The organism is Citrobacter sp. RHBSTW-00524, assembly GCF_013747755.1.
Taxonomy (GTDB): domain Bacteria; phylum Pseudomonadota; class Gammaproteobacteria; order Enterobacterales; family Enterobacteriaceae; genus Citrobacter; species Citrobacter braakii.
On the sequence record NZ_CP056421.1, the window covers coordinates 443304 to 470299 of the forward strand.

26 protein-coding genes are annotated in these 26996 nt (G+C 51.7%); 11 read left to right on the forward strand and 15 right to left on the reverse strand.

All coding sequences use genetic code 11. The features are described 5' to 3' along the window. Positions 1 to 66: 66 nt before the first annotated feature. Positions 67 to 1368 (reverse strand): anaerobic C4-dicarboxylate transporter DcuA, encoded by a 1302-nt coding sequence (dcuA, locus tag HV229_RS02165; protein WP_016151387.1) that lies wholly within the window; start codon positions 1366 to 1368, stop codon positions 67 to 69. A 115-nt stretch (positions 1369 to 1483) separates the two neighbouring features. Further along, the gene (gene aspA / locus HV229_RS02170; RefSeq protein ID WP_016151388.1) at positions 1484 to 2920 is read right to left on the reverse strand and encodes an aspartate ammonia-lyase; all 1437 of its coding nucleotides are present in this window, start codon (positions 2918 to 2920) and stop codon (positions 1484 to 1486) included. 338 nt (positions 2921 to 3258) lie between these two features. Between aspA and HV229_RS02175 the strand changes: the two genes are divergently transcribed. Further along, a complete protein-coding gene (locus HV229_RS02175; RefSeq protein ID WP_016151389.1) occupies positions 3259 to 3735 on the forward strand; it encodes an FxsA family protein in 477 nt (158 codons plus the stop codon). Between the two features lie 48 nt (positions 3736 to 3783). Here HV229_RS02175 and yjeH read toward each other — a convergent pair whose 3' ends face one another. After that, the gene (yjeH, locus tag HV229_RS02180) at positions 3784 to 5049 is read right to left on the reverse strand and encodes an L-methionine/branched-chain amino acid transporter (protein WP_019078188.1); all 1266 of its coding nucleotides are present in this window, start codon (positions 5047 to 5049) and stop codon (positions 3784 to 3786) included. Between the two features lie 275 nt (positions 5050 to 5324). On the opposite strand from yjeH, the gene HV229_RS02185 reads away from it, so the two are divergent. The 3 genes from HV229_RS02185 (at position 5325) to HV229_RS02195 (ending at position 7913) form a co-directional block, all read left to right on the forward strand. Beyond that, the gene (locus HV229_RS02185) at positions 5325 to 5618 is read left to right on the forward strand and encodes a co-chaperone GroES (RefSeq protein WP_000027827.1); all 294 of its coding nucleotides are present in this window, start codon (positions 5325 to 5327) and stop codon (positions 5616 to 5618) included. A gap of 43 nt (positions 5619 to 5661) precedes the next feature. Continuing rightward, the gene (gene groL / locus HV229_RS02190; RefSeq protein WP_003025464.1) at positions 5662 to 7308 is read left to right on the forward strand and encodes a chaperonin GroEL; all 1647 of its coding nucleotides are present in this window, start codon (positions 5662 to 5664) and stop codon (positions 7306 to 7308) included. Positions 7309 to 7559: 251 nt separating this feature from the next. Next, complete coding sequence (locus HV229_RS02195; RefSeq protein ID WP_016151391.1) at positions 7560 to 7913, forward strand: DUF4156 domain-containing protein; 354 nt, start codon at positions 7560 to 7562, stop codon at positions 7911 to 7913. 86 nt (positions 7914 to 7999) lie between these two features. Here HV229_RS02195 and yjeJ read toward each other — a convergent pair whose 3' ends face one another. Then, positions 8000 to 8863, reverse strand: coding sequence for a YjeJ family protein (yjeJ, locus tag HV229_RS02200; protein WP_181546814.1), 864 nt, complete (start codon positions 8861 to 8863; stop codon positions 8000 to 8002). A gap of 183 nt (positions 8864 to 9046) precedes the next feature. Further along, a complete protein-coding gene (gene epmB, locus HV229_RS02205) occupies positions 9047 to 10075 on the reverse strand; it encodes an EF-P beta-lysylation protein EpmB (RefSeq protein WP_181546816.1) in 1029 nt (342 codons plus the stop codon). Between the two features lie 41 nt (positions 10076 to 10116). Here epmB and efp point away from each other — a divergent pair, with 41 nt between their 5' ends. The 3 genes from efp (at position 10117) to ecnB (ending at position 11129) form a co-directional block, all read left to right on the forward strand. Next, positions 10117 to 10683 (forward strand): elongation factor P, encoded by a 567-nt coding sequence (gene efp, locus HV229_RS02210; protein ID WP_003025478.1) that lies wholly within the window; start codon positions 10117 to 10119, stop codon positions 10681 to 10683. Between the two features lie 57 nt (positions 10684 to 10740). After that, positions 10741 to 10875 (forward strand): lipoprotein antitoxin entericidin A, encoded by a 135-nt coding sequence (gene ecnA, locus HV229_RS02215; RefSeq protein WP_016151394.1) that lies wholly within the window; start codon positions 10741 to 10743, stop codon positions 10873 to 10875. A 107-nt stretch (positions 10876 to 10982) separates the two neighbouring features. Then, positions 10983 to 11129, forward strand: coding sequence for a lipoprotein toxin entericidin B (gene ecnB, locus HV229_RS02220; protein WP_016151395.1), 147 nt, complete (start codon positions 10983 to 10985; stop codon positions 11127 to 11129). A 30-nt stretch (positions 11130 to 11159) separates the two neighbouring features. Here ecnB and HV229_RS02225 read toward each other — a convergent pair whose 3' ends face one another. Next, complete coding sequence (locus HV229_RS02225) at positions 11160 to 11759, reverse strand: LuxR C-terminal-related transcriptional regulator (RefSeq protein WP_047414968.1); 600 nt, start codon at positions 11757 to 11759, stop codon at positions 11160 to 11162. Between the two features lie 256 nt (positions 11760 to 12015). Between HV229_RS02225 and sugE the strand changes: the two genes are divergently transcribed. Then, on the forward strand, positions 12016 to 12333 hold the full coding sequence (gene sugE, locus HV229_RS02230) for a quaternary ammonium compound efflux SMR transporter SugE (RefSeq protein ID WP_016151397.1): 318 nt from the start codon (positions 12016 to 12018) through the stop codon (positions 12331 to 12333). Here sugE and HV229_RS02235 read toward each other — a convergent pair. After that, positions 12330 to 12863, reverse strand: a complete 534-nt coding sequence (locus HV229_RS02235) for a lipocalin family protein (protein ID WP_016151398.1) — start codon at positions 12861 to 12863, stop codon at positions 12330 to 12332. The genes sugE and HV229_RS02235 overlap by 4 nt on opposite strands. A 93-nt stretch (positions 12864 to 12956) precedes the next feature. Next, positions 12957 to 14102, reverse strand: coding sequence for a class C beta-lactamase CMY-82 (locus tag HV229_RS02240; protein ID WP_063859872.1), 1146 nt, complete (start codon positions 14100 to 14102; stop codon positions 12957 to 12959). A 131-nt stretch (positions 14103 to 14233) separates the two neighbouring features. Between HV229_RS02240 and ampR the strand changes: the two genes are divergently transcribed. After that, positions 14234 to 15106, forward strand: coding sequence for a LysR family transcriptional regulator AmpR (gene ampR, locus HV229_RS02245; RefSeq protein ID WP_016155499.1), 873 nt, complete (start codon positions 14234 to 14236; stop codon positions 15104 to 15106). A 44-nt stretch (positions 15107 to 15150) separates the two neighbouring features. On the opposite strand, the gene frdD is transcribed toward ampR, so the two are convergent. The 4 genes from frdD to frdA are packed head-to-tail and all read right to left on the reverse strand — an operon-like array spanning position 15151 to position 18441. After that, positions 15151 to 15507, reverse strand: coding sequence for a fumarate reductase subunit FrdD (frdD, locus tag HV229_RS02250; protein WP_003025535.1), 357 nt, complete (start codon positions 15505 to 15507; stop codon positions 15151 to 15153). 10 nt (positions 15508 to 15517) lie between these two features. Next, positions 15518 to 15913, reverse strand: coding sequence for a fumarate reductase subunit FrdC (frdC, locus tag HV229_RS02255; protein WP_016151401.1), 396 nt, complete (start codon positions 15911 to 15913; stop codon positions 15518 to 15520). 10 nt (positions 15914 to 15923) lie between these two features. Next, a complete protein-coding gene (gene frdB / locus HV229_RS02260) occupies positions 15924 to 16658 on the reverse strand; it encodes a fumarate reductase iron-sulfur protein (RefSeq protein ID WP_006686291.1) in 735 nt (244 codons plus the stop codon). Then, positions 16651 to 18441: a fumarate reductase (quinol) flavoprotein subunit gene (frdA, locus tag HV229_RS02265; RefSeq protein WP_016151402.1), complete on the reverse strand. Its 1791-nt coding sequence runs from the start codon at positions 18439 to 18441 to the stop codon at positions 16651 to 16653. The genes frdB and frdA overlap by 8 nt, the downstream gene beginning before the upstream one ends. 324 nt (positions 18442 to 18765) lie before the next feature. On the opposite strand from frdA, the gene epmA reads away from it, so the two are divergent. Both epmA and yjeM read left to right on the forward strand, forming a co-directional pair. After that, positions 18766 to 19743 carry an elongation factor P--(R)-beta-lysine ligase gene (gene epmA / locus HV229_RS02270; RefSeq protein WP_003830517.1) on the forward strand — a complete coding sequence of 326 codons (978 nt, stop codon included), beginning with the start codon at positions 18766 to 18768 and terminating at the stop codon, positions 19741 to 19743. Positions 19744 to 19957: 214 nt separating this feature from the next. After that, entirely contained in the window at positions 19958 to 21460 is a 1503-nt protein-coding gene (gene yjeM, locus HV229_RS02275; protein ID WP_046275844.1) for a glutamate/gamma-aminobutyrate family transporter YjeM, read from the forward strand. Positions 21461 to 21540: 80 nt separating this feature from the next. Here yjeM and mscM read toward each other — a convergent pair whose 3' ends face one another. From mscM to rsgA, 3 genes are all read right to left on the reverse strand, one after another. Further along, entirely contained in the window at positions 21541 to 24855 is a 3315-nt protein-coding gene (gene mscM, locus HV229_RS02280; RefSeq protein WP_047414963.1) for a miniconductance mechanosensitive channel MscM, read from the reverse strand. A gap of 17 nt (positions 24856 to 24872) precedes the next feature. Further along, on the reverse strand, positions 24873 to 25841 hold the full coding sequence (asd, locus tag HV229_RS02285) for an archaetidylserine decarboxylase (RefSeq protein ID WP_046275843.1): 969 nt from the start codon (positions 25839 to 25841) through the stop codon (positions 24873 to 24875). A 92-nt stretch (positions 25842 to 25933) separates the two neighbouring features. Continuing rightward, positions 25934 to 26986, reverse strand: a complete 1053-nt coding sequence (gene rsgA, locus HV229_RS02290; protein ID WP_019078196.1) for a small ribosomal subunit biogenesis GTPase RsgA — start codon at positions 26984 to 26986, stop codon at positions 25934 to 25936. Positions 26987 to 26996: the final 10 nt, after the last annotated feature.

Consider the following 26996-nt stretch of genomic DNA (forward strand, 5'->3'; position numbering starts at 1 on the left):
TGTTAGTTAAAGCGGGATGATGAGGAGGAGGAACTGCAGGGCGCGAAGGCACCCTGCAGTAAAGTTTTACAGCATGAAGCTGCCCAGCAAGAAGCCGAAGCAGACAGCCAAAAGCACGCCCAGAGTACCCGGGATGAAGAACGGATGGTTAAAGACGAATTTACCGATGCGGGTTGTACCGGTGTCATCCATCTGCACCGCCGCAACCAGCGTTGGGTAGGTTGGCAGAATGAACAGGCCAGAAACAGCGGCGAAAGACGCAACAGCAGTCAGTGGGGAAACGTTCAGAGCCAGAGCCATCGGCATCAGTGCTTTAGCAGTTGCAGCCTGAGAGTACAGCAGCGCAGAAGCAAAGAAGAAGATGACAGCCAGCAACCACGGATGACCCTGAATTACGCTACCTGCAGTATCTTTGATCCAGTCAATGTTGTGAGATACGAAGGTATCACCCAGCCATGCAACACCCAGGATACAAATACAGGCGCTCATACCCGCTTTAAAGGTGCTGGAGTTCAGGATGGAGTCAGTTTCAACGCGGCAGACGATCGTAGTCAGCGTCGCGACGCTCAGCATGATGATCAGGATTGCGTTGGTGGTGTTCATCAGCGGTTTAGCAACCAGGCCGAGGCTTGGGCTGTTGATGATGGCGTATACAACTACGCAAATCACGCCCAGCAGGAACAACCAAACGGAGGTTTTCGCGCCAGCTTTGATTTCAACTTGTCTTTCACCACGCAGTTCAACCAAACCTTCTTCCAGACGCTTACGATAAATCGGGTCGTCAGACAGTTTGGAGTTGAACAGCATCGTTACCAGGAAGGACATCACCAGAACGGCCAGCAGAGTGGACGGAATGACCACGGACAGCAGGTGAATGTAGCTGATGCCATGACCTTCCATTACGGAAGACATGTAAACCACGGCTGCGGAGATTGGCGACGCCGTAATCGCAATCTGTGCAGAAACCACTGCGGTAGAGAGCGGACGGCAAGGTTTGATACCTTGTTCCTTCGCGACTTCAGCGATAACCGGCAGAGTTGCCAGAGAGATGTTACCGGTACCGGCAAAGATAGTCAGGAAATAGGTCACGATTGGTGCAAGGATCGTGATGTATTTCGGGTTTTTACGCAGCAGTTTTTCAGTTTGATGAACCAGATAGTCCAGACCACCGGCAATCTGCATGGCAGAGATGGCAGCGATAACCGCCATGATAATGGAAATAACATCGAACGGAATATTACCCGGTTTTACGCCAATAGCGGCAAGAACCAGAACACCCAGCCCACCTGCAAATCCAATACCGATACCCCCAAGTCTGGCACCTAAAAAGATTGCCAGCAAAACGATGATAAGTTCTAAAACTATCATATTAGCCTTCCTTGTTGTTTAACAAGTTGATATTAAATTGTTGTTTTTAAGTAACTTCGAGTAAGAAAAAAGGCACGTCATCATGACGTGCCTTCTCCGGTACTACCCTACACGATTACTGTTCGCTTTCATCAGTATAACGTTTTGCTTTATAAGCAGGGTGCATCAGGTTCTGTGCAGAGAAGATATCGTCCAGTTCAGACTCGGTCAACAGACCGCGTTCCAGGACAACTTCACGTACGCTCTTACCGGTTTCGGCACAAATTTTACCGACGATGTCGCCGTTGTGGTGACCGATGAACGGGTTGAGGTAAGTAACGATGCCGATGGAGTTGAATACAAACGCTTCACAGACTTCTTTGTTAGCAGTGATACCACTAACGCATTTTTCCAGCAGGTTGTAGCAAGCATTGCTCAGAATGTGAATGGATTCAAACATTGCCTGGCCAATGACCGGCTCCATTACGTTCAGCTGCAGCTGACCAGCTTCAGATGCCATAGTAACGGTGATGTCGTTACCGATGACTTTAAAGCAAACCTGGTTTACGACTTCTGGAACAACTGGGTTCACTTTTGCTGGCATGATAGAAGAACCAGCCTGCAGTTCCGGCAGGTTGATCTCGTTCAGACCAGCGCGTGGGCCAGAGGAGAGCAAACGCAGGTCGTTACAGATTTTGGACATCTTAACAGCCAGACGTTTCAGTGCGCCGTGAACCATAACGTATGCGCCGCAGTCAGAAGTTGCTTCAATCAGGTCTTCTGCCGGAACACAGGCGAAGCCAGTGACTTCAGCCAGTTTCTGTACTGCCAGCGGGGAGTATTCTTTCGGCGTGTTCAGACCCGTACCGATTGCAGTTGCACCGAGGTTAACTTCCAGCAGCAGCTCAGCGGTACGACTAATGTTTTTCACTTCTTCTTTCAACAGTACGCTGAAAGCATGGAATTCCTGACCGAGGGTCATCGGTACAGCATCCTGCAGCTGGGTACGGCCCATTTTCAGGATGTCCTGGAATTCAACAGCTTTTTGTTCGAAGCCTTCACGCAGCTGGTTCAGGGCATCGATCAGTTTGATGATGGATGCGTATACCGCGATACGGAAGCCAGTTGGGTAAGCGTCGTTGGTAGACTGACATTTGTTAACGTGGTCGTTCGGGTTCAGGTACTGATATTCACCTTTCTGGTGACCCATCAGTTCCAGACCGATATTGGCCAGCACTTCGTTGGTGTTCATGTTGACGGAGGTACCCGCACCACCCTGGTAAACATCTACCGGGAATTGATCCATGCATTTTCCGTTATTCAGGACTTCATCACACGCCGCGATGATGGCATTTGCCACACTCTTGGGAATGGTTTGCAGCTCTTTGTTGGCCATTGCCGCTGCCTTTTTAACCATTACCATACCGCGAACAAATTCAGGAATGTCGCTGATTTTGTTGTTGCTAATGTAGAAGTTTTCAATCGCTCTCAGAGTGTGAACACCGTAGTAGGCGTCCGCTGGAACTTCCCTGGTACCCAACAAGTCTTCTTCGATACGAATGTTGTTTAACATGTGAACCTTCTTTTTCAAGCTGCCAATGATTTGACTAAACACACAGGATATATGTGATTTCGATTGTTTCTCGACCGACGATTATCCCCTGCATCGGTCTGATACTCGAGATCATATGCTGGTTCAGGATTTCTACCGTAATCTGGATCACTTAAAGCGTGGAATTTACCCCTTATTTATTATTCTGTGAAATGGATCACCCCTTTAGGATTAATACTAAAAATAAGTGTACAAGCGTCTTGAAATTTTGCTAACCACCTCAACATCTAATTGATGCGAGTCACATAATTCATCGGGCAGGCGTTGAAAAAAACGACTGTTATTGACAGGAGAACCCTTTGCGCTGGATACCATTACTTGCCATTTTTCTCTATGTTTACATAGAGATATCTATTTTTATTCAGGTTGCCCATGTCCTGGGTGTCCTGATGACGCTGATTTTGGTTATTTTTACGTCGGTTATCGGTATGTCTCTGGTTCGTAACCAGGGATTTAAAAACTTTTTACTGATGCAACAAAAAATGGCAGCTGGTGAAAGTCCGGCTGCAGAAATGATCAAGAGCGTGTCGCTGATCATTGCTGGTCTGCTGTTGGTACTGCCCGGTTTTTTCACCGATTTCCTCGGTCTTCTTCTTTTATTACCCCCGGTGCAAAAACATCTGACGATGAAACTGCTGCCGCATTTGCGTTTTTCGCGTATGCCGGGCGGTGGTTTTAGCGCCGGAACCGGTGGCGGTGAGACCTTTGATGGCGAATTTCAGCGCAAAGACGACGATCGCAACCGTATTGATCATAAAGACGATCCTCGGGATTAAGCATCAGTATGCGGGCCGGATAAGCGTGAGCACCATCCGGCAAAATGCTTATCTGCCGGATGACGGCGTCAACGTCGCCTTATCCGGCCTGCGGGGTAAAAACAGCCACAGCCCTGCCAGCATAATCAGCGCATACAGGCTCTTCCAGCCAACCATTGCCAACAGCAGCAGACACAGTAGACCGCCAATGACCGCCAGCATGCGATAATGCCCTTTCAGTAATCGACATCCCGCCAGCATGCACAGCAAATAAATCATAATAAAGATGCCGTTAGCATAGATGATTAACGCATCGAGATTGATTTTCAGCATATAGATGCACAACGTACTGATCACGCAGCAGCCCAATACGGCGTTTAGCGCATTGCGCGGAAGGTGACGGGGTGACAGACGCGCCAGATGACTTTCCGGCTTATATTGCGCTTGCGACCAGACCAGCCGGGCGAAGCTTTGAATATAAATGTTGAGACTGGCAAAACAGGCCAGATAACCAATGATGCAGGCGACCCACAGTGCCTGTACGCCAAATAACTGCACGACGATCTCTGGCAGTGAGGCCGCCGCCGCCATTTGCTCACCGTAGGCGCCAAAATGAAGCACGACGACGGTGCATGCCCAATAAACAGAGCCCGCAAGCAGCAGGCCGATCATCAGCGCGCGCGGGAAATCCCGCTCCGGGTTTTTGAATTCAGATGCCAGATGGGCAAACGCTTCAAGGCCAACAAAACACCAGAACATCACCGACAGCGCGGCGAACAGTCCGGGGAGCTCAATCTCGGTTATCGCAGGGAAGGGGATTTCGCCAGGTTTCACATCGCCCGCCCACCAGATGGCGACAATGAGGGCAACAATCAATCCGGCAATGACCGTTTGCAGATTAGCGCTAGAGCTGGCACCGTGGGAGCCGATATACCAAACCAATGCCAGCGTACCGAGCTCTGCCAACAGAAGCTGTTCGTCATGCCAGCCAAACATCGCTTGACCAAATCCGGCGGCAATATGTAATGCCGCAGGCAAGCCGACGGGAATCACCGACAAAAATAGCCATCCGGTGACGCGCTCCAGGCGTGAGCCAAAGGCCATACCAACAAAATGCGCCACGCCACCCGCGCTGGGAAAATGACGACCCAGTACGGCAAAGACAATCGCCACGGGAAAGACTAAAACAATCAGCACCGGCCAGGCCCACAGGCTGTTGTTGCCAGCCACCAGCGCGGCTAGCGCAGGGACGGCGAAAACGCCTGTACCTAGCAATGATGTCGACAACAGGCCAATGCCCTGAGCCAGTCCCAGCTCTTGTTTCAGTCCGCTCATAAGTTGTTATCCGGTTATGCCCATTGACCGGGCTACAGCGCAGATTTTTGATGGTATCACAATCGTATTTGCTTATGACGACGTGACTGAAATCGTTATAAAATGTGATGCGCGTCGGCGTTTTGACGGAATTTTCTGCTGATATAAATTTTTTTTCGCTTGCCCCCTTGAAGGTACAAAGCCCCATCCCCATTTCTCTGGTCACTAGCCGGGAAACCGTTCACGGGCCGGCGTCACCCATAACTGATAAAGACTTTCTCAAAGGAGAGCTATCAATGAGTATTCGTCCGTTACATGATCGTGTGATCGTCAAACGTAAAGAAGTTGAATCTAAATCTGCTGGCGGCATCGTACTGACCGGTTCTGCAGCAGGTAAATCAACTCGTGGCGAAATCATCGCTGTCGGTAAGGGCCGCATCCTGGACAACGGTACCGTACAGCCGCTGGACGTTAAAGTCGGCGATATCGTTATTTTCAACGATGGCTACGGTGTTAAATCTGAGAAGATCGACAATGAAGAAGTGTTGATCATGTCTGAAAGTGACATCCTGGCAATTGTTGAAGCCTAATCCGCGAACGACACTGAACATACGAATTTAAGGGAAAGAGAAAATGGCAGCTAAAGACGTAAAATTCGGTAACGACGCTCGTGTGAAAATGCTGCGCGGCGTAAACGTACTGGCAGATGCAGTGAAAGTTACCCTCGGTCCAAAAGGCCGTAACGTAGTTCTGGATAAATCTTTCGGTGCACCGACCATCACTAAAGATGGTGTTTCCGTAGCCCGTGAAATCGAACTGGAAGACAAGTTCGAAAACATGGGGGCGCAGATGGTGAAAGAAGTTGCCTCTAAAGCGAACGACGCTGCAGGCGACGGTACCACCACCGCAACCGTACTGGCGCAGTCCATCATCACTGAAGGTCTGAAAGCCGTTGCTGCGGGCATGAACCCGATGGATCTGAAACGTGGTATCGACAAAGCTGTCGCTGCTGCCGTTGAAGAACTGAAAGCACTGTCCGTACCGTGCTCTGACTCTAAAGCTATTGCTCAGGTTGGTACTATCTCCGCTAACTCCGACGAAACCGTAGGTAAACTGATCGCTGAAGCGATGGACAAAGTTGGTAAAGAAGGCGTGATCACCGTTGAAGACGGTACCGGTCTGCAGGACGAACTGGACGTGGTTGAAGGTATGCAGTTCGACCGTGGTTACCTGTCTCCTTACTTCATCAACAAGCCGGAAACTGGCGCAGTAGAACTGGAAAGCCCGTTCATCCTGCTGGCTGACAAGAAAATCTCCAACATCCGCGAAATGCTGCCGGTGCTGGAAGCAGTAGCAAAAGCCGGTAAACCACTGCTGATCATCGCTGAAGATGTTGAAGGCGAAGCGCTGGCAACTCTGGTTGTTAACACCATGCGCGGTATCGTGAAAGTCGCGGCGGTTAAAGCGCCTGGCTTCGGCGACCGTCGTAAAGCGATGCTGCAGGATATCGCTACCCTGACCGGTGGTACCGTTATCTCTGAAGAGATCGGTATGGAGCTGGAAAAAGCAACTCTGGAAGATCTGGGTCAGGCGAAACGCGTCGTTATCAACAAAGACACCACCACCATCATTGATGGCGTGGGTGACGAAGCTGCAATCCAGGGTCGCGTGACTCAGATTCGTCAGCAGATCGAAGAAGCAACTTCTGACTACGACCGTGAAAAATTGCAGGAGCGCGTAGCGAAACTGGCAGGCGGCGTTGCGGTTATCAAAGTTGGTGCTGCGACTGAAGTTGAAATGAAAGAGAAGAAAGCCCGCGTTGAAGATGCCCTGCACGCGACTCGTGCTGCGGTAGAAGAAGGCGTGGTTGCTGGTGGTGGTGTTGCGCTGATTCGCGTAGCGTCTAAGATTGCCGGTCTGAAAGGTCAGAACGAAGACCAGAACGTAGGTATCAAAGTTGCGCTGCGCGCAATGGAATCTCCGCTGCGTCAAATCGTACTGAACTGCGGCGAAGAGCCGTCTGTAGTGGCTAACACCGTGAAAGCGGGTGACGGTAACTACGGTTACAACGCTGCAACTGAAGAATACGGTAACATGATCGACATGGGTATCCTGGATCCAACCAAAGTAACGCGTTCAGCTCTGCAGTACGCGGCTTCTGTTGCGGGTCTGATGATCACCACCGAGTGCATGGTTACTGACCTGCCGAAAGGCGATGCGCCTGACTTAGGTGCTGCTGGTGGTATGGGCGGCATGGGTGGAATGGGCGGCATGATGTAATTTAATCTTCATACTTCAAGCCGCAGGTTCATTGGCTGCGTTCGTTTACCCCAGTCACTTACTCATGTAAGCACTGGGGGATTCAGAACCTGCCGCCTGCCTGCAACTTGAATTATTTGATTAAATACGTATCTCGCGAAAAATGAGAAACCCTCGGGCAGAAATGTCCGGGGGTTTTTCTTTTGGTCATCTTTTTAGTATATGATTCAGCTACGGACATAACGTCCAGCTCATTGATTATGGGGAATGACATGCACGTGAAATATTTAGCAGGGATCGTTGGTGCCGCGCTACTGATGGCGGGTTGTAGCTCCAGCAACGAACTGAGTTCAGCCGGGCAAAGCGTACGCTTCGTCGAAGAGAAGCCTGGCGCAGAGTGTCAACTGATTGGCACTGCAACCGGTACGCAAAGCAACTGGCTTTCTGGCCAGCACGGCGAAGAGGGTGGCTCTATGCGTGGCGCAGCAAACGATCTGCGTAACCAGGCTGCGGCAATGGGTGGTAACGTGATTTATGGCGTCAGCAGCCCATCACAGGGAATGCTGTCCAGCTTTGTTCCTACTGCCAGTGAAATGACTGGGCAGGTTTATAAGTGCCCAAATTGATAAATGCTGTTGATGCCTGATGGCGACGCTACAACGTCTTATCAGGCCTACGATACAAATTCGTCGGCCTGATAAGCGCAGAAACATCAGGCATTTTGAGCGTTATGAACAGACTGAGCGCGTAAATGATGCAGCGCGCGCAGGCACTGATCCTGATTGAGCTTTTGCGCCTTATCACCCGTCAACGTTCTGACAAACACCTGGCACGGTACACCAGCAAGCTTTTTCAGCCGTGGGCTGAAATCGAGAAGACGGCGAGTAATGGCTTCGGCCTCTTTGCTGCCGGAAGGGGCGCGAGTTTTTACTACCGAACCACAGAACTGGGCTTTTCCTTGATCATCTGTATAGCGGTAAATAATCGCCAGATAATGATGAAACAGGCTTTGTTTCCATTCGGGGTGCGTATAAGAGTCGTATTCCAGATTGTCGTTTTCTTGGCAATCAACATCGTACAGCGGCAGGAAATCCAGCAGCGATGTAATTCGTAGCGCTAATTCCCGCATGCCAGCATTATTTATTGCATGAATAACAGCATGGACCAGCACCCGAATCTGTAGTTCATTAACCAGTAATTCACACGTTTGTCCATCATGCAGTGTCAGAGAAAATGTTAAGTTTTCGCCTTTGTCATCCACTAACATCAGCGAATTTATGCGACGATTAATGTCGGCATTTTTTAGCTCATCTTCCTGAATCAAAGGAATATTTTCGTGCATCTTTTTGCTGATTTTATCGCATTCCTTCTCATATTGCGCATGCTCGTCTTCGCTAAGCTGATGTTTGGCGGATAGCCTGCTTTCCAGGGCGATCAGCAGATCTCTTAGCCCAAGCGGAGAAAGAAAAAATAACGACGTTTTATTCCTTGGTTCTTTTATCTTTAATGCTAAAGCAATAAATTCATTATTTTGACGAATAACACCGGTATTAATGCCCTTAATACTTATAACCATAAAAGGTTCTCCCTAACCATATATTTATTAATATTATGAATTTGGTTCTAATGATACAAATTATGAATTGATGATTTTATAGCGCTAATTAAAATAGCACAGATTAAAAGCGTGGCTCCACTTGTGAGGATTTAAATAATAAGTAATCGTGGTGAGTGTCCGGAATCGGACACTCAATAATGGTTATTGTTGGCGTAGTTGCAGATCCAATGGCGTTTTACTTGGCTCACCGCCAATTTCACGCGCCAGTTTGGGGACCATATAGCCGGAAACCAACGTCAGCAGTTCACGCATAATGTGACGTGCCTCATCGTCGCTAACCATAAAGTGGGCGGCACCTTGCACTTTGTCCAGTACGTGCAGGTAATAGGGCATCACCCCCGCATCAAACAGGGCGTTGCTCAGGTTCGCCAGCGTTTGTGCGTTATCGTTCACGCCACGCAGCAAAACGCTTTGGTTGAGTAGCGTGACGCCAGCGGTACGCAGTCGGACCATCGCCTGGTGAAACGCCTCATCGACCTCATTGGCGTGGTTAATGTGGTTGACCAGCAGAACCTGCAGGGAGGAGCGCGCAAAGCGCTGGGCCAGTCCTTCAGTAATGCGCGCGGGGATCACAATCGGCAAACGGCTGTGAATACGCAGACGCTTAATGTGCGGGATGGCTTCCAGTTGTGTGAGTAACCAGTCCAGTTCATGGTCCTTGGCCATTAGCGGATCACCACCGGAGAAGATAATCTCATCCAGCTCAGGATGCGCGCTAAAGTAGTCCAGGGCGACCTGCCAGTTGCGCTTATTGCCCTGGTTTTCGGCATACGGGAAGTGTCGGCGGAAGCAATAGCGACAATTTACCGCGCAACCGCCTTTAACCAACAATAGTGCCCGATTGCGATATTTATGCAGCAAACCGGGGACCACGCTGTGCTGTTCTTCCAGCGGATCGGTCGAGTAGCCAGGTGCAGCAACAAACTCTTCCTGGGAAGTAAGTACCTGACGCAAAAGCGGATCGTCCGGATTACCTTTTTCCATACGAGCAATAAAGGCGCGCGGTACGCGCAGGGCGAAAAGTCGTCTCGCGTCGCGTCCGGCCAACAGTTTTTCATCTGCGTCTATATTCAAAAGATGCAGAAGTTCATCAGGATCGGTCACAACATCGGCAAGTTGCGATAACCAATCTTCTCTGGATGGGGTATTTAGGGTTACAATATGCGCCATTTTGTGGCTTAGCTACCAGTTAACAATTTTCAGAGGGCCTTATGGCAACGTACTATAGCAACGATTTTCGTGCTGGTCTTAAAATCATGTTGGACGGCGAACCTTATGCGGTTGAAGCCAGCGAATTCGTTAAACCAGGTAAAGGCCAGGCATTTGCGCGCGTTAAGCTGCGTCGCCTGCTGACCGGTACTCGCGTAGAGAAAACCTTCAAGTCTACCGACTCCGCTGAAGGCGCAGACGTAGCCGACATGAACCTGACCTTCCTGTATAGCGACGGTGAGTTCTGGCACTTTATGAATAACACCACTTTCGAACAGCTGGCTGCAGACGAGAAAGCGGTAGGCGATAACGCTAAATGGCTGCTGGACCAGGCTGAATGCATCGTGACCCTGTGGAACGGTCAGCCGATCTCCGTGACTCCGCCAAACTTCGTTGAGCTGGAAGTCGTTGAAACTGACCCAGGTCTGAAAGGCGATACCGCTGGTACTGGCGGCAAACCGGCTACTCTGTCTACTGGCGCAGTCGTTAAAGTTCCGCTGTTCGTACAGATCGGTGAAGTGATCAAAGTGGATACTCGCTCCGGCGAATACGTTTCTCGCGTAAAATAAGATATCTATTTGATCTTATGGCGCAGGTTGCTGCGCCATACTTTTTCCAGGGCAGGAATGATGAAACGTCTTCTCAGTCTTGTAATGCTCATCCTTTTCACCAGCACTCTCCTGGCGGGTTGTAATACCGCGCGCGGCTTCGGTGAAGACATCAAACATCTTGGCAATTCAATCTCTCACGCCGCCAGCTAACACTCTCTCATAGTCTTAAAAACGGTTGTTTATCCATCACACTTCCGGATCTTGTCTATTATTAATGAGCTATACACAAACAATATTGGCTAGAAAAGGAAGACGTTATGGTTAAAAAGACAATTGCTGCGATCTTTTCTGTGTTGGTTCTTTCTTCAGTGTTGACTGCGTGCAATACCACGAAAGGTGTTGGGCAGGATATCTCTGAGGGCGGTAGCGCAATCTCTGGTGCAGCGACAAAAGCTCAACAATAATCATGAACGGTACGACGTCACGTCGTACCGTTAATTCCCCTTCCCGGGGAGTGAGAGAAACGGCGAGAAGCGGTTCCCCATGTGCAGTTTCATGCGGATATTCCGTTTATAGGTGTAGACCGTCTTGCCATGAATGCTGAGTGCGGCGGCTATCGCATTGTTACTCACACCATCCATCCACATCGACAATACTTTCTCCTCCTGCGGCGTAAGCAGCGGAGTCGCGTTTTCGGCTATTTCTAATGTGGGGCGAAGCTGTAGCGCCTCCTGAATCGTGTGTGAGAGCGCGTTCAGCGTGGTGTGCTTGGTTAAGACCGAATAGGCGACGGATTGAGAGGAAGCAATTGAGGCGTGCTGTCTTTCAACTGATTGCAGTAAAATCAGCGGGATGACGCCGCAGCTCATGAAAAAGGGTTTAATTGGCGGACTGGTATGCGTCTCGCTAATAAAACTGTATAAATCCGCGATCACCAGATGCGGCTTCCACTGCAAAATATGCTCTTTTGCTAACAGGAGATTATTGATCCCTGACACAAGAAATGAGGAGCTGAACCTGCCAGAATGATTAAGCAAGGCCTCAATCCCTGTGCGGGTAAAGTGGCACCGGTCAATCACTAAAATTTTAAGCATAACCTTTTCGCATTCAGAAGAGAGGCAATCGACTTTCCGGATTCAGAAAGCCCTTCATCATAGAGAACTCCGATGAGTGCCAAATGCGGGAACTACGCCGCTAATTATGCTTAATTCTTGCTTTTAGCGGGCAGCGAATAAAAAGGTTGAAATTCATTTTCTCTCGGGCAAAAATGCCATTTCACACATCAGCTTTGCAGGACGACCTGCAAACGCTTCTTTCACCGGGGACGGCCCCATTGTTCTGGAGCCTGATATGTCCTGGATCGTATTATTAATTGCAGGTCTGCTCGAAGTTGTCTGGGCGATTGGCCTGAAATATACCCACGGTTTTACGCGTTTGACGCCAAGCATTATCACTATTGTGGCAATGATCGTCAGTATCGCCATGCTCTCCTGGGCAATGCGTACGTTGCCTGTAGGAACCGCCTATGCTGTATGGACCGGTATCGGCGCAGTCGGGGCGGCCATTACAGGGATTCTGCTGCTGGGTGAATCTGCCAGCCCGGCGCGGTTACTGAGCCTCGGGCTGATTGTGGCCGGTATTATTGGCCTCAAGCTGAGCACCCACTAAGCGCCAGGCTGTTTTACCCAAATCAGCTTATTCACCTCAAACCCTTCCCGGGTCGCGATGGCCAGCATTTGCTGTTTCATTTCATCTGAAATAGTAGGGGTCCGTGAAAGGATCCACAGGTAGTCGCGATCCGGCCCGCAAACCAGCGCGTGGCGATATTCCCTGTCGAGGGCAATCACGTTATACCCGCCATAGAAGGGGCCAAAAAACGAGACCTTGAGCGCAGCGCGGTTTGGGTCGCCAGTGAAGTAGGCTTTCCCCTCCGTTTTCTGCCACATTCCTCTGTCCGGGTTATAGCCCTTGTTAATAACATTGATACCGCCGTCGTCGCGCAGGCTGTAGGTAGCAGTCACTTTTTCCAGTCCGCGTTCGAATCGATGGTCGAAACGCGCAATTTCATACCAGGTGCCCAGATAGCGTGTGGCATCAAAGTTATTTACTACGGTAACACCTTTCGGGGGTGTTGGGGTGCTGCAAGCGACAACCAGAAATGCAGCCGTAACTGCAGCAACGACGGGCAGAATGCGCATGGGATTTTCCTTGCTGGATTTTTGTTAAGTGTAGATGACAGCAGGAAAAAAAGAGAAAGAAAGGAAGCCCAATATCCAGGGCCTCCTTGTCCGTTACTGCAGTTTTTCAAGAATGCGCCAGGCGGCCTCGACGCGAACAGGGTTTGGGTAGCTCTTGTTTGCCAGCATCACGATGCCAAGGTTTTTTTCTGGAACGAAAGCAACGTAGCTGCCGAATCCGCCAGTGGAGCCCGTTTTATGCACCCATGAGGCTTTCACGGCAGGCGCGGGCGGGTTTACCTCAACGGCAGGAAGCGCTGCCAGTGCCACTTTGCTGTCGCTACCGCTAATTATCGAGTCGGCTTTCACCGGCCAGTTCAGCATCTCCCAACCCAGGCCCTGGTACATATCGCCAATACGCCAGTAACGTGACTGCGCAAGCTCGATGCCCTGCTGGAGCGTTTTCTCCTGAACCTGGCTGGCGTCCATGTTGGCCTGAACCCAACGGGTCATATCGATAACGCTCGATTTCACCCCGTAGGCTTCGGCATCAAGTTGGCCAGGGGATACATGCACTGGCTTTCCTTCGCGATAACCCCAGGCATAATCTTTTTGTTCGCTCTGCGGAACCGTAATCCAGGTATGCGCCAGTTTTAAGGGGCGCAGGACGCGTTTGGTCATCGCCTCTTCGTAGCTCATGCCTGAGGGTTTGACCGCCAGGGCACCAAACAGACCAATGCTGGAGTTAGCATAAAGACGTTTAGCGCCTGGGGCCCATTGCGGCTGCCAGTTTTGATAAAAGCGTAGTAACGCGGCTTTATCCGTAACGTCGTCCGGAACCTGAAGCGGCAGGCCGCCTGCCGTGTAGGTGGCTAAGTGCAGCAGGCTGATACCCTGCCACTGCTTACCAGTCAGTTCAGGCCAGTAATGCGTGACCGGATCGCTGAGCTTAATTTCGCCGCGGGCGATAGCATCGCCGCCCAGCACGCCGTTGAACGTTTTACTGACCGAACCGAGTTCAAACAGCGTTTGTTGAGTGACTGGACGGTTATTGGCGATATCGGCTTTACCCCAGGTAAAGTAATAAGGTTTCCCCTGATAGATAATCGCAACGGCCATGCCCGGAATTGCCTGCTCCTGCATCAGCGGTGTGATGGTGCGGTTAACGATATCGGCAATTTGTTGTTCTGTTTTTGCGGCGGCAAACGTGGAGAAAGAAGCTGTCAGCAGCAGCGCGCAGCATATCGATTTTTTCATCATGAAATCAGTTCCGTAATTAAAAGCGAAAGGGTGTCCGGGCCCGTCAGACGTAATCAGTGTGTTTGATTTGCACCGTGTTGACAAACGGTTAAATTTAGCAGCAGATATAAGTTTTTCTAACAGGCCAGATAATGACGCGTAGCTATATCCCTCTTAACTCGCTGCGGGCTTTTGAAGCAGCGGCCAGACATCTCAGCTTTACCCGCGCTGCAATTGAGCTCAACGTGACGCATTCTGCAATAAGCCAACATGTGAAAGCGCTGGAGCAACAGCTGAATTGTCAGCTTTTTGTGCGTGGTTCTCGAGGGTTAATGTTGACGACTGAAGGGGAAAGTCTGTTACCTGTACTTAATGACTCTTTCGATCGTATGGCGGGGATGCTGGATCGTTTTGCCACTAAACAGACTCAGGAAAAACTAAAAATTGGCGTGGTGGGGACCTTTGCGGTCGGCTGTCTTTTCCCTCTGTTGAGCGACTTTAAGCGCCACTGTCCGCATATTGATTTGCATATCTCCACCCACAATAACCGTGTGGATCCCGCCGCCGAAGGGCTGGATTATACTATTCGCTACGGAGGAGGAGCCTGGCACGATACCGATGCGCAATATTTGTGTAGCGCGCTGATGTCTCCGCTGTGTTCACCGACATTGGCCTCGCAGATTAAAGCACCTGTGGACATCCTGAAATTTCCGTTATTACGATCGTATCGGCGTGATGAATGGACGCTTTGGATGCAGGCCGCCGGAGAAGCGCCTCCGTCACCGACGCACAACGTGGTGGTGTTTGACTCGTCCGTCTCAATGCTGGAAGCCGCGCAGGCGGGGATTGGTGTGGCAATTGCACCGGTAAGAATGTTCACGCATTTGCTCAGTAGTGAACGTATCGTGCAGCCTTTTCTAACGCAGATTGATCTGGGGAGTTACTGGATAACGCGTTTACAATCTCGTCCGGAGACGCCCGCGATGCGTGAGTTTTCCCGCTGGTTGACCGGGATGCTGCACTAATAAAAAGGCCCGCCATTGGCGGGCCTGATAATTAACGCATGCGATTAGATGGTCAGGATCCCAATAGCCGTTACAACGGTCAGGATAGCTGCCAGTCCGTAGAATACCCATTTGCCCGCAGGCACGTGGATTTTCAGGTCATGCATCGCGTGGTGCATACGGTGTAAACCACACCACAGCGGCAGAACGATCATCAGGAACAGAAACGCACGTCCGATGAAGCTCTGAGCGAATGCCAGTACGCGTTCATAGCTGAAAGCATCAGGAACAAAGCCCAGCGGCAGCATAATGCCGACCAGCAGGATCATCACCGGCGCAATGATTGCGCTCCACATACCGCCTGCACCAAACAGGCCCCAGAATACGGGTTCGTCAGAGCGTTTTGGATTTGGATTAATCATTCCGGACTCCTTACCAGAACAGGGCAACAAACAGTATTACTACTGTCGCAACCACAGTAACTGCCCAGAGACCTTTGATGATCGGCTCTGGCCCCATTTTTTCGTCTTTTACGATGATGTTGGCAGCTTTTGGCGCCAGCTCAAACCAGGTTTTGGTATGCAGCAGCGCTGCTGCCAGGGCGATAATATTCAGGATCACCACCACCGGGTTTTGCAAAAAGGCGACAAAGCCCATCCAGGACTCTGCACCATGCTTGAGTGCAAACAGGCCGATAATCAGTTCAATGCTGAACCAGACTGCCGGAACCGCCGTGCCTTCGCGCAGCATGTAAAAACGATAAAATGGCAGCTTTTTCCACCAGGTGGACGTCATTGGTCGCACATAGGGTTTGCGTTTAGTCGTCATCGTGCACTCCTTAGCGTGGTTTCAGGGTAGCGATAAGAAAGTCTTTTGAACTTTCAACTTTACCCTGCTGAATGGCCGCAGCCGGATCGACGTGTTTCGGGCAGACTTCGGAGCAGTAGCCCACAAAAGTACAGGACCAGACGCCGTTCGGGCTGTTCAACTGAGCCATACGCTCCTTCTTACCGTGGTCGCGGCTATCTTCGTTGTAACGATGCGCCAGCGTAATCGCAGCCGGTCCAATGAACTCTGGGTTCAGGCCGAACTGCGGGCACGCGGCGTAGCACAGACCACAGTTGATGCAACCGGAGAACTGATGATACTTCGCCATCTGCGCCGGAGTCTGGGTGTTTGGACCCTGATCCGGTGTGCGCGGGTTACCGATGATGTACGGTTTGATCGCTTCCAGGCTTTCGATAAAGTGCGTCATGTCGACGACCAGATCGCGCTCAATCGGGAAGTTGCCCAGCGCTTCAACCTTCATGCCGTTGGTGTAATCACGCAGGAAGGTTTTGCACGCCAGTTTAGGTACATTGTTGACCATCATGCCGCAGGAGCCGCAGATCGCCATACGGCAGGACCAGCGGTAGCTCAGGTCCGGTGCCAGGTTATCCTTGATGTAGCCCAACGCATCCAGCAGTGACGTGGTTTCATCATAAGGAACTTCGTAGAAAGCACTGTGCGGCGCGGTATCGGTTTCCGGGTTATAGCGCACCACCTCAACTTTCAGGTTTTTCATCTCAGCCATTCGCCTTCTCCTTCTTATCGGCTGCTTCCGCTTCGCCACCGTAAACACGTTTAGCCGGTGGCAGAGTGGTGATTTTCACGTCGCTGTATTCCAGGCGAGTCGTGCCGTCAGCATCGCGGAAGGCGAGGGTGTGTTTGAGGAAGTTCACATCGTCACGCTCGGTGCAGCCTTCATCCAGACGCTGATGCGCGCCGCGGGATTCTTTACGCGCCAGAGCAGAGTGCGCCATACATTCAGCAACGTTCAGACCGTGACCCAGTTCGATGGTGTACAGCAGGTCGGTGTTGAAGACGCTGGAGGTATCAGTGATACGGACGCGCTTGAAGCGTTCCTGCAGCTCCGCCAGTTTATCAACGGTTTTCTGCATGAGTTCCGGTGTACGGTAGATACCGCAACCTTCTTCCATGGACAGGCCCATTTCGTCACGGATCTTAGACCAGTTTTCGTTACCTTCCTGGTTAACCAGATCTTTCAGACGTTTTTCAACGCCAGCAACCTGCGCATCGAGCGCGGCACTGTTTGCAGCGCCAGCCGTTGCAGCACGTTCTGCAGCCTGTTCACCGGCCATACGACCGAAGACCACGAGTTCCGCCAGGGAGTTAGAACCCAGACGGTTAGCGCCATGCAGACCAACAGAGGAACATTCGCCCACAGCGAACAGACCTTTAATGCGGGTTTCACAGTGCTGATCGGTTTCGATACCGCCCATGGTGTAGTGCGCGGTAGGACGTACCGGGATCGGCTCTTTAACCGGATCGACACCCACGTAGGCTTTCGCCAGTTCGCAGATGAACGGTAAACGTTCGAGCAGTTTTTTCTCGCCGAGGTGACGCAGGTCGAGGTGAACCACATCGCCACGCGGGGTGGAAATGGTGTTACCTTTACGCCATTCGTGCCAGAAAGCCTGAGAAACTTTGTCGCGCGGACCGAGTTCCATGTATTTGTTTTTCGGTTCGCCCAGCGGGGTTTCCGGACCCATGCCGTAGTCTTGCAGATAACGGTAGCCGTTTTTGTTGACCAGGATACCGCCTTCACCACGGCAGCCTTCGGTCATCAGGATACCAGAGCCTGGCAGACCCGTCGGGTGATACTGAACGAATTCCATATCACGCAGCGGAACGCCATGGCTCAGCGCCATGCCCATACCGTCGCCAGTTACGATGCCGCCGTTGGTGTTGTAACGGTAAACACGACCTGCGCCGCCCGTTGCCATCACAACAGCATTAGCACGGATCTGCATCAGCGTGCCTTCCATCATGTTCATGGCAACCAGGCCGCGAGCATGGCCATCATCAACCAGGATATCCAGAACGAAGTGTTCGTCAAAGCGCTGAATCTGCGGGAACTGCAAAGATGTTTGGAACAGCGTATGCAACATGTGGAAGCCGGTTTTATCCGCGGCAAACCAGGTACGCTCGATTTTCATACCGCCGAAGCGACGTACGTTGACGCTACCGTCTTCACGGCGGCTCCATGGGCAGCCCCATTGTTCCAGTTGCGTCATTTCAGTTGGGCAGTGGTGGACAAAGTAATCCACGACATCCTGCTCACACAGCCAGTCTCCGCCTGCTACCGTATCGTGAAAATGGTAGTCAAAGCTGTCATGATCCTGCGCGACAGCAGCAGAGCCGCCTTCGGCAGCAACGGTATGGCTGCGCATTGGGTACACTTTTGAGATCAGTGCGATTTTAGCGTTGGGATTTGCTTGTGCGGCAGCAATTGCAGCACGTAATCCCGCGCCACCGGCGCCTATAATGGCAAGATCGGCTTGAAAGGTTTGCACGACATTCCTCCAGATTGTTGTTATTTCATTCCTGCCTGAAATCAGATGCTTCATCGGCTTCAAACAGGTTATGAACGCGTTTCCACTGCTCCTTTATAGGTACAATAGTATAGTCTCAGGGATGTGCGGGAAATTTGACGTGTTCGATTTTTTTAGCGTGTCAAAGGGGGGAATTATCATTGAATTTGATTAATTTAATTACTAAACCACCCCATGTCGCTTTTTTTATCCAATTGCCAGTGTGGATTATTGGCGCGCGAAATTTGTCTCGTTAACGCGATACGAGTAGACTTCGTGCCCTTGTCTTAAATCGGAGAAACAACCATGAGCGAAACGGCAACCTGGCAGCCGAGCGCGTCCATCCCCAATCTGTTAAAACGTGCAGCAATTATAGCGGAGATTCGCCGCTTTTTTGCCGATCGTGGCGTGCTTGAGGTTGAGACCCCTTGTATGAGTCAGGCAACGGTAACGGACATCCATCTGTTCCCGTTCGAAACGCGTTTCGTCGGCCCTGGACACTCCCAGGGAATGAATCTCTATTTAATGACCAGCCCGGAATACCATATGAAGCGCCTGCTGGTGGCAGGATGCGGCCCGGTGTATCAACTGTGCCGCAGCTTCCGTAATGAAGAGATGGGGCGTCATCATAACCCTGAATTCACTATGCTCGAGTGGTATCGTCCGCACTACGATATGTATCGCCTGATGAATGAGGTGGATGATTTGCTCCAGCAGGTGCTGGACTGCTCACCTGCGGAAAGTCTCTCTTACCAGCAAGCCTTCCAGCGCCATCTGGAGATAGACCCGCTGTCTGCTGATAAAACCCAACTGCGGGAAGTGGCGGCGAAATTGGATCTCAGTAATATCGCCGATACCGAAGAAGACCGGGACACCTTACTGCAGTTGCTGTTTACGATGGGCGTTGAGCCGCATATTGGCAAAGACAAACCGACGTTTGTGTATCATTTCCCGGCCAGCCAGGCATCACTGGCGCAAATCAGTACCGAAGATCACCGCGTGGCTGAACGTTTCGAGGTTTACTACAAAGGTATTGAGCTGGCGAATGGTTTCCATGAATTGACCGACGCGCGCGAACAGCAGCAGCGGTTTGAACAGGATAACCGCAAACGTGCCGCGCGTGGCTTGCCGCAGCAGCCTATCGACACCAACCTGCTTGAAGCGTTAAAAGTGGGTATGCCGGATTGCTCTGGCGTGGCGCTGGGCGTTGACCGTCTTGTGATGCTGGCATTGGGCGCAGAGAGCCTGGCCGAGGTTATCGCATTTACCGTCGATCGCGCGTAACGTACTCTCCTTCAATGCAAAGTGGCGGTGAAATAGCCACTTTGTAGCATATTTTTTCATTTACCCTCTAATAGCCACAATTTACTCCTGGATATTTGATATCGTTCAGGTATCAATTCTGTGTTGATTTTTCTATCGCTGAACTCTGAAAAGAGGGCAGTGCCAACCGGTGAGTGGCGTTTGTTAAACGCTTGCCAGAGTAAGGGATGGTTTAATGACCCAAACAATAAAAAAGATGAGCCTAATAGGTCTCATCCTCATGATATTTACGTCTGTTTTCGGTTTTGCGAATAGCCCCTCCGCATTCTATTTAATGGGGTATAGCGCGATTCCGTGGTATATATTTTCTGCATTATTATTCTTTATCCCATTTGCTTTAATGATGGCGGAAATGGGGGCTGCCTATCGGAAAGAAGAGGGCGGAATCTATTCGTGGATGAATAATAGCGTTGGGCCACGCTATGCGTTTATCGGCACGTTTATGTGGTTTTCTTCCTATGTGATATGGATGGTAAGCACCGCAGCGAAAGTCTGGGTACCTTTTTCAACCTTCTTATTTGGCGCGGACATGACGCAGCACTGGCGTTTTGCGGGGCTTGAGCCTACGCAGGTCGTCGGGTTGCTCGCCGTCGGTTGGATGATTCTGGTAACCTGCGTGGCCTCCCGAGGTATTAATAAGATTGCTCGTATTACGGCTGTAGGCGGAATTGCCGTAATGTGTCTTAATTTAGTTCTGTTGTTAGTGAGTGTCGCTATTTTGTTATTAACTGGTGGTCACTTTGCGCAGGATATTAATTTCATCTCCTCACCTAATCCGGGATATCAGTCCGGTCTGGCCATGTTGTCATTTGTTGTGTTTGCCATTTTTGCATACGGCGGAATAGAAGCCGTGGGTGGATTAGTTGATAAAACAGAGAAGCCAGAAAAGAACTTTGCGAAAGGCATTGTCTTTGCCGCGATTGTCATTTCTGTCGGTTATTCACTGGCCATATTTTTATGGGGCGTTAGCACCAACTGGCAGCAAGTATTAAGCAATAGCTCGGTCAACCTCGGCAATATAACGTATATCCTAATGAAAAGCCTCGGGATGACGTTAGGTAACGCGCTGCATCTTTCTCCTGAAACCGCGATGACGACGGGGGTGTGGTTCGCGCGTATCACCGGGCTTTCTATGTTTCTCGCTTATACCGGCGCTTTTTTCACGCTCAGCTATTCGCCACTGAAAGCGATTATTCAGGGAACGCCGAAGGCGCTGTGGCCAGCGCCGATGACCAAACTGAATGCCGTGGGGATGCCGACGACGGCAATGTGGTTGCAGTGCCTGCTGGTGAGCCTGTTTATCCTGCTGGTTTCGTTTGGCGGCGATACGGCTTCAGCGTTCTATAACAAACTGACGCTGATGGCGAACGTCTCGATGACGCTGCCGTATCTGTTCCTCGCGCTGGCGTTTCCGTTCTTTAAAGCCCGTACGGGCCTGGAAAGACCGTTTGTTGTCTTTAAAACCCGAGCGGCGACGTTACTGGCCACATCGGTGGTTGTGCTGGTGGTGACGTTTGCCAATGTGTTCACCATCATCCAGCCGGTGATTGAAGCAGGGGACTGGAACAGCGCATTGTGGATGACCGGAGGCCCGATCTTCTTCTCGCTGTTGGCAATGGCGATTTATCAGAACTACAGCCGCCGCACGGCCAACGAGCCTGAGTGGGCGGTGGAGTAAACTTCCTGCTGAATCCGGCCTACAAAAATGATTCTTCGTAGGCCGGATTCGGCGAAGCTGCCATCCGGCATCATTTTTGTTTACAAACTCCCCGCCGGGCGACTGCTTCTGCCCGCAGAACTTAAGGTTCTTCCCGTTTGCTTACCGCCGAGGCTCTCCAGACGCATCTGGAACGGTGGGAACGGCATATCGATACCGTGCTCACGGAAGCCAGCCAGAATCAGCTGGTGGATTTCGTGGCGCAGCGGCATACGATGCCCCATCTCAGCGGCATAAATACGCAGTTCGAAGATTTGAATCCCTTGCTGCAGGTCAACCAGGAAGACTTCTGGCGCCGGGTTATCGATAACCAGCGAGCAGCGTTGTGCGGCAGTAAGGAGGATCTGCGTAACCTCCTCGCTGTTAGCCTCCGACGGTGCCGGGATGGTTAATACCACACGGGTGACCGAATCCGATAACGACCAGTTGATAAACTGCTCGGTGATAAAGGCTTTGTTGGGCACGATGATCTCTTTGCGGTCCCAGTCGCTGATGGTCGTGGCGCGGGTATTAATTTTCGTCACGCTACCGGTAAGATCGCGAATCGTCACTGTGTCGCCAATGCGGATTGGTTTTTCAAAGAGGATAATCAGGCCGGAAATAAAGTTGGCGAAGATCTCCTGCAAACCAAAGCCCAGACCGACACCGAGAGCCGCTACCAGCCATTGCAGTTTGGACCACTCAATACCGATCATTGAGAAGCCCACCAGACCGCCAATCAGCATCAGCAGGTACTTGGTGATGGTGGTGATGGCGTAACCGGTGCCGGGGGTTAAATCGAGATGTTGCAGCAGCGCCAACTCCAGCAGCGCGGGCAGGTTGCGCACTAATTGGGTAGTGATGATAAACACCAGGATTGCGATAAGCACTGCACCCAGCGTTATCGGCTCTAAACTTTCCACACCCTGCACCGTGGAGGTGACATCCCACAACGAGATATTTTCCAGGAAGCCGAAAGCGGAATGAATTTCTGACCACAGCACAATGACCGAGAGCAGGGCGATAAGCATCAGGATAGAGCGCACCAGGCGCAGTGATTGCGCGCTGATAGCATCCAGATCCACTTCGCTTTCATCAACATCAATCGTGCCTTCAAGGCTGGTGGAATGCGCTGGTTCTTCTTCACCCCGTGCGCGCTGCGCCAGCATTTCGGCACGTCGATGCTTGGCGCGGTCAAACGCCAGCCGGCGGCGCTGGATCAGCATCCAGCGGCGGATAACGTGATACACCACCAGTAACAAGAACCAGATAGCTACGGACGTTTCCAGACGCGCCAATAAAGCTTGCGACGTGGCGAGATAGCCCACTGCCGCAGCGAGAATGGCAATCAGCGGTGCGCCCATCAGCATATTCCACAGCATGCTGTTGACCATGTTATCGCTGTTGCCTTCTTTATCGAGGTACAGCGGTATTCCGGCGCGTTTCAGGCTCAGGGTCACGACCGCCAGCGCACCGCAAATCAGAATAAAGCACAGACGCCCCAGTGAGGCGGAGAATTCCCGGTCATTGAGATTATCAAACATAATCACCGCCATGATCAGCGGCACAATCAGCCCGATACTCATCAGGTAATAGTGCATGGCTTTCGCGACGCGGTTACGCGGCCAGCCAAAGTGGGCAATGAACAGACCGTTGGGGCGCGCAAAGGTGGCGCAAATCATTACTGCCCACAGCATGGGCACCGTGGCGGTAACGCCATCCCCGATAGCGACAGCCAATGGATAAGGCCAGGCTTCCTGCAATCCGTAACCGAGCGTTGCCCACAGCACCGGCAACGGAGAAGCGACGAGTATCGACCAGAACACCGTGCGTATCGTCAGCCAGAAGTGGTCCTGGGTGACTTTCCCGACCCGGGCAGATGAACGCTCCAGAAAACGGGTGAAGTGTTTGCGCGAAGAGAGGCTAAAGCCAACCAGCACCAATGCCGCGAAAAGCGGCAGCAGCGTTTCTTTGCTGGTCAGCATCATGATGCTGGCTTTGCCCAACTGATTAAACGTATCTAATGAGATCAGACGCCGCAGATCCTGGACGATGTCGACAGGCCAGGAGAGGGAGATGGGGCTAACGTCCGACGTCCAGAACAGATAACGGTGCGTTGCTTCGTTGACCTCTTTTAGCGCATCTTCCAGTTGGCTATTAGAGACTTTGAGCTTGGTCAGCTCAAGGATCAGCGTATCGCCACCCTGTAACAAAGAGTTCAGCAGCTCACGTTGGGTGCGTAACTGGGCGTTGAGAATGCTGCTCTGTTCAGCGGTCAGCGGTTGTCCATCGGCCTGATGAATCTGACGCAACTGCGGCTGTTTGTTGAGGAGATCCTCATAGCGCATACGGTGCACGCGAAGCTGCGCCATTTCGGTATCCAACTGCTGAGGCTTGGGCATTTCCGGTAAACGGGATACCTGCGCGCGCAGCGCTTCTCCCAGCATATTTGAGACCCCAAGCCACTGAGACTGCTCTCGCAGCGTATTCAATGCCTGGCGCACCTGCAGCGTTTGGCTGGCGGCTTGACGCTGTTGCGAGGCTACCAGGTCCATACGTTGCGCCTGCTGGTTTAATGCCTGAGACAGTTCGCGGTTAACCTTGAACTGGTCGACAATACCTTCCGGCAGTCCCGCGCTGTTTTCCGCCAACAGTTCGGTGCTTTCCAGCGCTCGCTCTGCCTCACGCTGACGTTGACTGTTGAGCTGGTTGCGCAAAGCCTGCAGGTAAGTATCGAGCTGCTGGCTCTGTTTTTCCGCCAGCTCTGAGCGCATACGCGCCAGCTCCTGGCGGTTATTAGCGGAAAGCTGCGCCAGCTCCAGTTCATCGACCAGGGCTTTGAGTTTGGCGGATTCAGCCTGCATCGCCTGATTCTGCGCGGGATTAGAGTTGGCGGTACCAATACGTCGCTCAAGCTCATTTAGCTGGCGGCGGGCATCGGTTTGCTGTTGAGGAAGCTGGCTTAACGAGTCGGCGATTTCCCGGGCGCGATCCTGCTCCTGCTGGGCCTGACGACTCTTTTCCAACAGTTGGCTGCTGACCTGGAGGATCTCCTGGTTTAACGCATCGGTGGTGAGTCCGGTTGGCACATTGCGCGGTTCGTCGCGCAGGTTGCTAAGCTGCGCGCGTAATGTTGCGGACAGCTTGGGGAAGTTATCAATAACCTGCTGATATTGCTGGGCACGCTCGAGAGAACCTTTACGCTCCTCGAGGGAATTCAGCGCGGACTGGAGCGCCTCGACGGTTTCTGGCTGAGCAGGTTTCGCCGCTTTTGCCTGCTCCAGTTCCTGGGTGAGTTGTTTGGCATCGGGGGCCGTCGCAGCGTACGCCCCCAGGCTGAGGCACCAGGCCATCAGAAAAGTGATAATCAGGCGCACAGCAGCGATTCCTATGTTTAACTTTCGTCTTTTTTGTCGTCAACCAGCGGGCTGGCGTCGTGTTCTGCTTCGATCTCTTCTTTCGCAAGCGGGGCAGGTTCTGCCTCTGGCGTCACGAATGTCTCGGTCGAGATGGCCATTGGCTGGCCGATTTTGGTCACTGAAAGGTCATGCAACTGCTCAACCAGGTTAACTTTGCCAGGCGCGAACAGGTTGATAACGGTGGAACCGAGCTTAAAGCGGCCCATTTCCTGACCTTTCAGCAGCGCCACCGACCCTTCGCTTTCGCCTTCCGGCCAGGTCCAGCGTTTGATGACGCCTTCACGCGGTGGGGTAATGGTGCCAGCCCATGCGGTTTCAATACTGCCAACGATGGTCGCGCCGACCAGAATCTGCACCATCGGGCCAAATTCGGTATCAAACAGACAGATTACGCGTTCGTTGCGTGCAAACAGGTTTGGAACGTTTTGCGCAGTCAGGATATTTACAGAGAAGAGATCGCCTGGCACGTACATCATTTCACGCAGGATACCGTTACACGGCATATGTACACGGTGGTAATCGCGTGGAGATAAGTAAGTGGTCACAAACGTACCGTTGCGGAATTTGTCCGCCATCTGGTAGTTGCCGGCCAGCAGTGCTTCAAGGGTATAGCTGTGCCCTTTGGCCTGCAGCAGTTTGTCTTCTTCGATGCTTCCTAACTGGTTAATCACGCCGTCAGCAGGCATGACCAGTACGTTTGGATCGGTGTTAATCGGGCGAACGTCGTCGCGCAGTGGGCGAACAAAGAAGTCGTTAAAGGTGCGATAGCTGGCGGTGTCCGGCTTTTGCGCCTCTTTCATATCGACTTTGTAATATTTAACGAACAGATCGATAACCAGTTTAGTCAGCCATCCCGCTCGTTTGCTCGCACCCCAACCCGCCAGGCGAGTGAGCCATAGTTTCGGCAGAATGTATTGTAGCGAAAGCTTAAATGAGTTTAACAAGGTAGCCTCCAGGCCATAATTTGTTCCCGATCCGGCATACGGGCCGGATCCTGAAAAAAGGGGGACGATTCTAGCGATGCTTAGCTTAGTTGTCAGTTGTCTGTATCAGAAAAGTTTTTACGTGTTTTTACCTGCGCCATGCTTTCCAGGATGCGGTGATAATTTTCAAACCGAGTTTCAGCTATTGCCCCTTTTTCTACGGCCTCACGGATAGCGCAGCCTGGATCGGTATCATGCTTGCAGTCGCGGTATTTGCAGTGGCCCAGGTAGTCATGGAATTCGACAAAACCATGTGTGATTTGTTCCGGCTCCAGATGCCACAACCCGAACTCACGTACGCCAGGGGAGTCGATAACGTCGCCACCGTGCGGGAAATGATACAGGCGAGAGGCAGTGGTGGTGTGCTGTCCAAGGCCGGAGTTGTCGGAGACATCGTTGGTCAGGATCTCTTCCTGCAGGCCGAGAAGATTATTGAGCAGGCTAGATTTACCAACGCCCGACTGACCGGCAAAAATGCTGATGCGATCGGTTAATGCTTCTTCAAGCGGTTTCAGGCCGTCTTTAGTGCGGCTTGATACCATCAACACGCGATAGCCAATGTGGCGATAAATATCCATCTGTTCGTTAACAAAGGCCATGCCTTCGTCATCCAGCAGATCGATCTTATTCAATACGATAATCGGTTCAACGTGTAGCGTTTCACAGGCTACCAGATACCGGTCGATAATATTGAGTGACAGCTCGGGTAAGATGGCTGAGACAATAACGATCTGGTTGATGTTGGCGGCAATGGGTTTCACCCCGTCGTAAAAGTCGGGACGTGTCAGTACCGAGGTACGCTCGTGTACCGCTTCAACGATGCCTTTGACATTCACGCCTTCTGCTGCTGCTTTTCCCGGGCGCCAGACAACGCGATCGCCGGTCACCAGCGAGCGAATTGTACGGCGGATGTTGCAGCGGTGAATCTCACCGTCAGCAGATTCCACGTCGGCATGCATGCCAAAACGGCTGATAACGATGCCTTCAGCGGTTTCGCCAAACAGGTTGTCGTCGTAGTCTGGCTTCTCCGTGGACGTTTTCAGACGACGCTGGTGATTGGCGTTCACACGGCGCTGTTGGCCTTTGGAGAGTTTATTCTTACTCAATCGGACTGAC

What these genes read in the sequence shown, in the direction of transcription:
- sugE (WP_016151397.1), top strand. Translation starts at nt 12,016, where the DNA reads ATGTCCTGGATCGTATTATTAATTGCAGGTCTGCTCGAAGTTGTCTGG.
- HV229_RS02185 (WP_000027827.1), top strand. Translation starts at nt 5,325, where the DNA reads ATGAGTATTCGTCCGTTACATGATCGTGTGATCGTCAAACGTAAAGAA.
- frdB (WP_006686291.1), bottom strand. Translation starts at nt 16,658, where the DNA reads ATGGCTGAGATGAAAAACCTGAAAGTTGAGGTGGTGCGCTATAACCCG.
- frdC (WP_016151401.1), bottom strand. Translation starts at nt 15,913, where the DNA reads ATGACGACTAAACGCAAACCCTATGTGCGACCAATGACGTCCACCTGG.
- HV229_RS02240 (WP_063859872.1), bottom strand. Translation starts at nt 14,102, where the DNA reads ATGATGAAAAAATCGATATGCTGCGCGCTGCTGCTGACAGCTTCTTTC.
- epmB (WP_181546816.1), bottom strand. Translation starts at nt 10,075, where the DNA reads ATGGCGCATATTGTAACCCTAAATACCCCATCCAGAGAAGATTGGTTA.
- HV229_RS02235 (WP_016151398.1), bottom strand. Translation starts at nt 12,863, where the DNA reads ATGCGCATTCTGCCCGTCGTTGCTGCAGTTACGGCTGCATTTCTGGTT.
- HV229_RS02225 (WP_047414968.1), bottom strand. Translation starts at nt 11,759, where the DNA reads ATGCTTAAAATTTTAGTGATTGACCGGTGCCACTTTACCCGCACAGGG.
- ecnA (WP_016151394.1), top strand. Translation starts at nt 10,741, where the DNA reads ATGATGAAACGTCTTCTCAGTCTTGTAATGCTCATCCTTTTCACCAGC.
- ampR (WP_016155499.1), top strand. Translation starts at nt 14,234, where the DNA reads ATGACGCGTAGCTATATCCCTCTTAACTCGCTGCGGGCTTTTGAAGCA.
- dcuA (WP_016151387.1), bottom strand. Translation starts at nt 1,368, where the DNA reads ATGATAGTTTTAGAACTTATCATCGTTTTGCTGGCAATCTTTTTAGGT.
- efp (WP_003025478.1), top strand. Translation starts at nt 10,117, where the DNA reads ATGGCAACGTACTATAGCAACGATTTTCGTGCTGGTCTTAAAATCATG.
- yjeJ (WP_181546814.1), bottom strand. Translation starts at nt 8,863, where the DNA reads ATGGTTATAAGTATTAAGGGCATTAATACCGGTGTTATTCGTCAAAAT.
- yjeM (WP_046275844.1), top strand. Translation starts at nt 19,958, where the DNA reads ATGACCCAAACAATAAAAAAGATGAGCCTAATAGGTCTCATCCTCATG.
- ecnB (WP_016151395.1), top strand. Translation starts at nt 10,983, where the DNA reads ATGGTTAAAAAGACAATTGCTGCGATCTTTTCTGTGTTGGTTCTTTCT.
- frdD (WP_003025535.1), bottom strand. Translation starts at nt 15,507, where the DNA reads ATGATTAATCCAAATCCAAAACGCTCTGACGAACCCGTATTCTGGGGC.
- aspA (WP_016151388.1), bottom strand. Translation starts at nt 2,920, where the DNA reads ATGTTAAACAACATTCGTATCGAAGAAGACTTGTTGGGTACCAGGGAA.
- HV229_RS02195 (WP_016151391.1), top strand. Translation starts at nt 7,560, where the DNA reads ATGCACGTGAAATATTTAGCAGGGATCGTTGGTGCCGCGCTACTGATG.
- yjeH (WP_019078188.1), bottom strand. Translation starts at nt 5,049, where the DNA reads ATGAGCGGACTGAAACAAGAGCTGGGACTGGCTCAGGGCATTGGCCTG.
- epmA (WP_003830517.1), top strand. Translation starts at nt 18,766, where the DNA reads ATGAGCGAAACGGCAACCTGGCAGCCGAGCGCGTCCATCCCCAATCTG.
- groL (WP_003025464.1), top strand. Translation starts at nt 5,662, where the DNA reads ATGGCAGCTAAAGACGTAAAATTCGGTAACGACGCTCGTGTGAAAATG.